Source organism: Kitasatospora sp. NPDC004799, assembly GCF_040609095.1.
Taxonomy (GTDB): Bacteria; Actinomycetota; Actinomycetes; order Streptomycetales; family Streptomycetaceae; genus Kitasatospora.
In genome coordinates, this window is sequence record NZ_JBEXJK010000493.1 from 1 (window position 1) to 5,703 (window position 5,703).

Consider the following 5,703-nt stretch of genomic DNA (forward strand, 5'->3'; position numbering starts at 1 on the left):
AGGTGGTGAAGAAGGTCATCAGCAGCGAGGTCAGCACCTCGACGGCGATCTGCGCGCCGGTGATCGAGGCCGAGGTGAGCTGGTCGCCCATTGCCTGACCGATCGTCAGCGGAGGCTGCTGTCCATCGCGTTGAGCATCGTGCCGGCGGCGTCGTCGTTCTCCAGGGAGAAGGCGAACAGCCCGCCCAGGCCCTTGCTCTTGGCGTAGGCCCCGCGCACCTGGACGGCCTGCGGGGTGTCGCCGGTCCAGAAGTTGGTGCCGTCGTAGACCCAGCTGCTCTCGGTGACCGGGTCCCAGTGGGTCTGCGCCGCGGTCGGGTTGAGCTCCTTCCAGGCGGCCAGGCCGGCCTCCTGGCTCAGCGGCTTCTTCGCCGTCGGGCCGGTCGCGCTCTGGTACAGGCCGTAGTCGGAGCCGGCCGGCACACCGGTCCAGCCGCGCCAGTAGAACGGGATGCCCAGCACGATCTTGTTCGCCGGGAAGCCGCCGGGGATGCCGTACTCGGGCAGGCCGGTGGTGTAGGCGGCGAGCGTGGTGTCCACGTTGTACTTGCGGGTGCCCGGGGTGATCGGCGTGGTCGGGTCGGCCGGGCTGTCGTGCAGCGGGTCCTGGTGGTTGGTCGGGCCCTTGGCGTCCCACGCGCCGTGCATGTCGTAGGACATCACGTCGGCGAAGTCCAGGTAGGCGCCGATCTTGTCGGTCTCCAGCTGGGCGACCTTGTCCTGGCCGCTGGGCAGCGCGGCGGTCAGCAGGTAGCGCTTGCCCTGGGCGGCGCCGAGGGCGTCCAGCTGGGTGCGGAACTCCTTGAGCAGCAGGGTGAAGTTCTGCTTGTCGGCCGGGGAGTAGTGGTTGCCGGCGTGGCCGCCGGCCGAGCCCGGGTACTCCCAGTCGAGGTCGATGCCGTCGAAGAGGCCCGCCGCCGAGGCCGGACCGCCGGAGGCGTCACCGGCCACGCCGGTCGGCAGGTTCCCCTTGAGGAACATGTCGACGCACGAGGAGACGAAGGCCTTCCGGGAGGTGTCGGTGGCCGCGGCGTCGGAGAAGTACTTGGAGTACGTCCAGCCGCCGATCGAGATGGTGAAGCGCAGGTTCGGGTACTTGGCCTTCAGCTGGCGCAGCTGGTTGAAGTTGCCCTTGAGCGGCTGCTCCCAGGTGTCGCCGGTGCCGTCCACGCTGGTGCCGGCGTTGTAGTCGGCCTGGTAGTCGGCGTAGGCGTCGCCCGCGCCGTCACCGGCGTTCGGGTTGGACTCGTTGCCCGAGTCGGAGGCCTTCACCGCCTGGAAGCAGGTGAACCTGGTCGGGTCGATGTTGGCGAACGCGTAGTGGATGACGTCCAGCTTGCCCGCCGCGCCGCTGGTGTCGACGTTCTTCGCGTGGTACGCGTTCTCGTAGACGCCCCACTGGTCGAAGTAGGCCGAGCGGATGGGCTGTTGCGCGGGGGCGGCCGCGGTCGCGGTGCTCACCGGCGCGGACTGGGCGGAGGCGTGGCTGCCGGAGTAGCCCTGGACGCTGAAGGTGTAGCTCCGGCCCGGCAGCAGCGAGCTGACCGCGACCGAGGTGCCCATCGAGGTGGCGACCAGCTGGCCGTTGGACCACACCTTGTAGGCGACCGGGCCGTCGCCGCTGGTGAGGGTGGACGGCTGCCAGCTGAGCACCACCGCGTTGGACGTCGTCCTGGTGACCGCGACGCCGGTCGGGGTGGTGACCTTGCCGTCCCCGGCCGGGCCGGTCGCGGTGGCCGTCGGGGTCGGGGTGGTGGTCGTGGGCGTACCCGTCGGGCTCCCGGTCGCCGTCGGGCTGCCGGTCGCGGTGGGGCTGGCGGTGGCCGTCGGGCTCGCCGTCGCCGTGGGGCTGGCGGTGGCGGTCGGGCTGGCGGTCGCGGTGGGGCCGGCCGGGCCGGTCAGCGTGAGGTCGTCCGCGTAGTACGCGCCGGTGCCGTACCAGCCGTGGGTGAAGACCGTGACGGAGGTCGTGGTCGCACCGGTGGTGAAGGTGGTGCTCAGCTGGTTCCAGCCGGTCCCGCCCGGCGTCCAGACCGAGGAGTTGACGCCGGTGCCGGTGGCGCCCAGGTAGACGTAGCTGCCCTGGACCCAGCCGGCCAGGGTGTACGTGGTGTTCGGCTGGACGGTGACGGTCTGCTGGCACTGCGCGGTGTCGGCGGCCGAGGCGGCGCCGCTGAGCGCGCGGCTCCCGCCGTGCACCGGGGTGGTGACGACGGATCCGTTGGAGCAGCTCCAGCCGGCCAGGGTGCCGGTCTCGAAGTCGCCGTTGGCCAGCAGGTTGACCGGGGCCGCCGAGGCGGAGCCGAAGGTCAGGGCGATGGCGGCGCCGCTGGTGGTCAGGGTGGCGGCGAGGGCCAGCGCGGTGGCCCTCCGGCGGTGGGCGGCCCGGCGGCCGGCCCGCTCCCCGGCGGGGTGAGCGGGCCGTGCGGGCAGGACACGGTCGTGCATGCGGTGGGTCCTCCGGATGTGTGGGGGTTTCCGGCGGTGCGGTGGCCCGGGGTGGGCCGAGGGAGCCGGCCCGGGCGCGGTGGGGGCGCGCGGGCTGGGTGACGCGTGCTGACGAACGGTGCGCGGACGTGCCGGGTCTCGCCCCGGGCACGTCACGACTGAACAGATTGGACTGGACCAATATTCGCCGTCAAGGGTGTCCGCCCGCCGGACCGCCTCCGGCCGGGTGGCGGGGGCCGGGGCGGCGCCGGCCCGGTAGGTTGGCCGGTACGAGCAGGCCCGTCGAGCGCAGGAGGCGCGATGGACAGCCAGGACTGGGACGACCGCTACGCCGCGAGCGAGCTGGTGTGGGGCGCCGAGCCCAACCGGTGGGTGGTCCGCGAACTGACCGGCCGCACGCCCGGCCACGCGCTCGACCTGGCCGCCGGCGAGGGCCGCAACGCCATCTGGCTGGCCGGCCAGGGCTGGGAGGTCACCGGGCTGGACTTCTCCGCCGTCGCCCTGGAGCGCGCCGAACGGCTCACCGCGGAGCTGCCCGACGAGGTCGCCGACCGGCTCACCTGGCGCCACGGCGACGCCCGCGCCGTCGAGGCCCCCGCCGCCGGCTACGACCTCGTCCTGGTCGCCTACCTGCAGCTCCCCGCCGCGGACCGCCGGACGGCGCTGCGCCGCGCCGCCGACGCGCTCGCCCCCGGCGGCACCCTGCTGGTGATCGGGCACGACCTGAGCAACCTCACCGAGGGCGTCGGCGGCCCGCAGGACCCGGCCGTGCTCTTCACCCCGGAGGACGTCCTGGCCGACCTCGCCGACCGCGGGCTGCGCACCGTCCGGGCCGAGCGGGTGCACCGCACGGTCGGCGGCGAGCCCGGCCACCGGGACGGCCGGGGCGGCGAGGACAGCCGGGGTGGCCAGGGCGGCGAGGGCGGCCGGGTCGCGGTGGACGCGCTGGTGCGGCTGGAGCGGCCCGCCGGGTGACGGGGCCCCGCCCGGCCGGGAGGAGCGGTGCCGGGGTGAGCTCCGGGGGAGTTCGGGGTACAGGTGCTCGCAGGGCACCGTCGATGATCATAAATTCTCTACAGTGCTGTAGATTCGCGGCACGGGCGGTGGCAGAACGAGGAGGACGCGATGAGCGTTTCGCTGGCCAAGGGTCAGAAGATCAGCCTGGAGAAGCCGGGCGGTGGGCAGCTGAGCGTGGTCCGGATGGGCCTCGGCTGGAAGGCGGTGGAGCGCAAGGGCTTCATGGCCAAGCTGCTCGCGGCCGGCCGGGAGATCGACCTGGACGCCTCGGCGGTGCTGTTCGCCCAGGGGCGTCCGGTGGACGTGGTCTTCTTCCAGCACCTCACCAGCGACGACGGCTCGGTCCGGCACAGCGGGGACAACCTGGTCGGCGGCGCGGGCGACGCGAGCGACGACGAGTCGATCACGGTCGACCTGACCGCCGTCGCCGCCGAGGTCGACCAGATCCTCTTCACCGTCAACTCCTTCACGGGGCAGACCTTCCAGGAGGTCGAGGCGGCCTTCTGCCGGCTGGTGGACGAGACCACCGGCGTCGAGCTGGCGCGCTACACGCTCACCGGCGGCGGGCCGTACACCGCCCAGATCATGGCCAAGGTGCAGCGCACGGCGACCGGTTGGCAGATGGCCGCGATCGGCCAGTCGGCCAGTGGGCGGACCTTCCAGGACCTGATGCCGGAGCTGGTCAAGCACCTCTGAGGCACCCTGCCGGACGCCTCGGCGGTGCTGTTCGCCCAGGGGCGTCCGGTGGACGTGGTCTTCTTCCAGCACCTCACCAGCGACGACGGCTCGGTCCGGCACAGCGGGGACAACCTGGTCGGCGGCGCGGGCGACGCGAGCGACGACGAGTCGATCACGGTCGACCTGACCGCCGTCGCCGCCGAGGTCGACCAGATCCTCTTCACCGTCAACTCCTTCACGGGGCAGACCTTCCAGGAGGTCGAGGCGGCCTTCTGCCGGCTGGTGGACGAGACCACCGGCGTCGAGCTGGCGCGCTACACGCTCACCGGCGGCGGGCCGTACACCGCCCAGATCATGGCCAAGGTGCAGCGCACGGCGACCGGTTGGCAGATGGCCGCGATCGGCCAGTCGGCCAGTGGGCGGACCTTCCAGGACCTGATGCCGGAGCTGGTCAAGCACCTCTGAGGCACCCTGCCGGACGCCTCGGCGCCCCGACGTGAGGTTCCCGGCGTCCCGGCGTCAGTCGACGTCGCGGCGCCGGAACCCGGCCAGGGCCAGCGCGATCAGGGCGGCCGCGACCAGGGTGAGCACGGCGAGCGGCGTCCAGTCCATCGCGGCCGCCGGGAGCCGGGGCACCCGGCCGTACGGGGAGAGCCGCTCCAGGCCCGTGGGGAGGTCGAGCAGCGGGCCCAGGTAGCCGATCACGAAGGCGTACGCGGGCACCAGCCAGGCCAGCGGCGCGGCCCGGGGCAGCCAGCCGTACACGGCGGCGGCGAAACCCACCGTCACCCACTGGGCGGGCGCGAAGGCCAGGGCCGCGCCGGTCAGCCGGAGGAACGCGCCCCCGTCGCCGCTGGACAGCGCCCCGGCCAGGCCGAAGCCCACGCCGGCCGCGAGCAGCACCGCGGTGGAGCCCAGCAGGGCCGCCGCCAGGTGCCCGCCCAGCCAGGCGGACCGCGACACGCCGGTGGCCAGCACCGGCACCGCCCGTCCGGCGCTCTCCTCGGCGCGCGGGCGCAGCGTGGCCAGCACCGCGTGGACGCCGCCGAGCACCGCGACCACCAGCATGGTCAGCGCGGCGTAGGAGTCGGCGAGGGTGTGTCCGCCGAGCCGGTCCAGTGCCTCCCGGATCCGGTCGACGTCCTTGAGCATCGCGTCGGCGTTGCCGAGCAGCGAGCCGTACATCGCGCCGACCAGCAGCAGGGCGGCCGTGAAGCCGCCGAGCAGGCCGCGGTGCAGGCGCAGCGCGAGGCCGAGCGGGGTGCCCAGGGCGGGGCTGCCGGTGGCCGGGCCGGGCCGGGCGGCGCGCAGGCCGGCGCCGTGGTCCCGGCGGCTGCTGAGCGCGAACCCGGCGGCGCCGGTCGCGGCGGTCAGGGCGAGCGCGGGCAGCAGCGGCCACCAGCGGTCGTCCACGAAGGGGTAGCTGCGCTGCAGCCAGCCGATCGGCGAGGCCCAGGAGAGCGCGCCCGACCCGGCGTCCCCGGCGGCGCGCAGCGCGTAGGCGGCGCCGAGCGCGGTGAGGGCCAGTCCGGAGGCGGCCCGGGCGTGCGCGCCACGTCG

At 74.1% G+C, this 5,703-nt stretch carries 3 protein-coding genes and 2 pseudogenes; 3 read left to right on the forward strand and 2 right to left on the reverse strand.

Going from position 1 to position 5,703, the window contains the following annotated elements; genetic code table 11:
* Positions 1 to 105 precede the first annotated feature (105 nt).
* Positions 106 to 2,448, reverse strand: coding sequence for a glycosyl hydrolase family 18 protein (locus tag ABZW03_RS36260; RefSeq protein WP_355268335.1), 2,343 nt, complete (start codon positions 2,446 to 2,448; stop codon positions 106 to 108).
* Positions 2,449 to 2,748: 300 nt separating this feature from the next.
* Here ABZW03_RS36260 and ABZW03_RS36265 point away from each other — a divergent pair, with 300 nt between their 5' ends.
* The 3 genes and pseudogenes from ABZW03_RS36265 to ABZW03_RS36275 all read left to right on the forward strand — a co-directional run.
* A complete protein-coding gene (locus tag ABZW03_RS36265; RefSeq protein WP_355268338.1) occupies positions 2,749 to 3,423 on the forward strand; it encodes a class I SAM-dependent methyltransferase in 675 nt (224 codons plus the stop codon).
* Between the two features lie 150 nt (positions 3,424 to 3,573).
* A complete protein-coding gene (locus ABZW03_RS36270; protein ID WP_355268341.1) occupies positions 3,574 to 4,161 on the forward strand; it encodes a TerD family protein in 588 nt (195 codons plus the stop codon).
* A gap of 12 nt (positions 4,162 to 4,173) precedes the next feature.
* Positions 4,174 to 4,608, forward strand: a pseudogene (locus ABZW03_RS36275) (TerD family protein); the annotation flags it as partial.
* Positions 4,609 to 4,662: 54 nt separating this feature from the next.
* Here the strand turns inward: ABZW03_RS36275 and ABZW03_RS36280 are convergent.
* Positions 4,663 to 5,703, reverse strand: a pseudogene (locus ABZW03_RS36280) (ABC transporter permease); the annotation flags it as partial.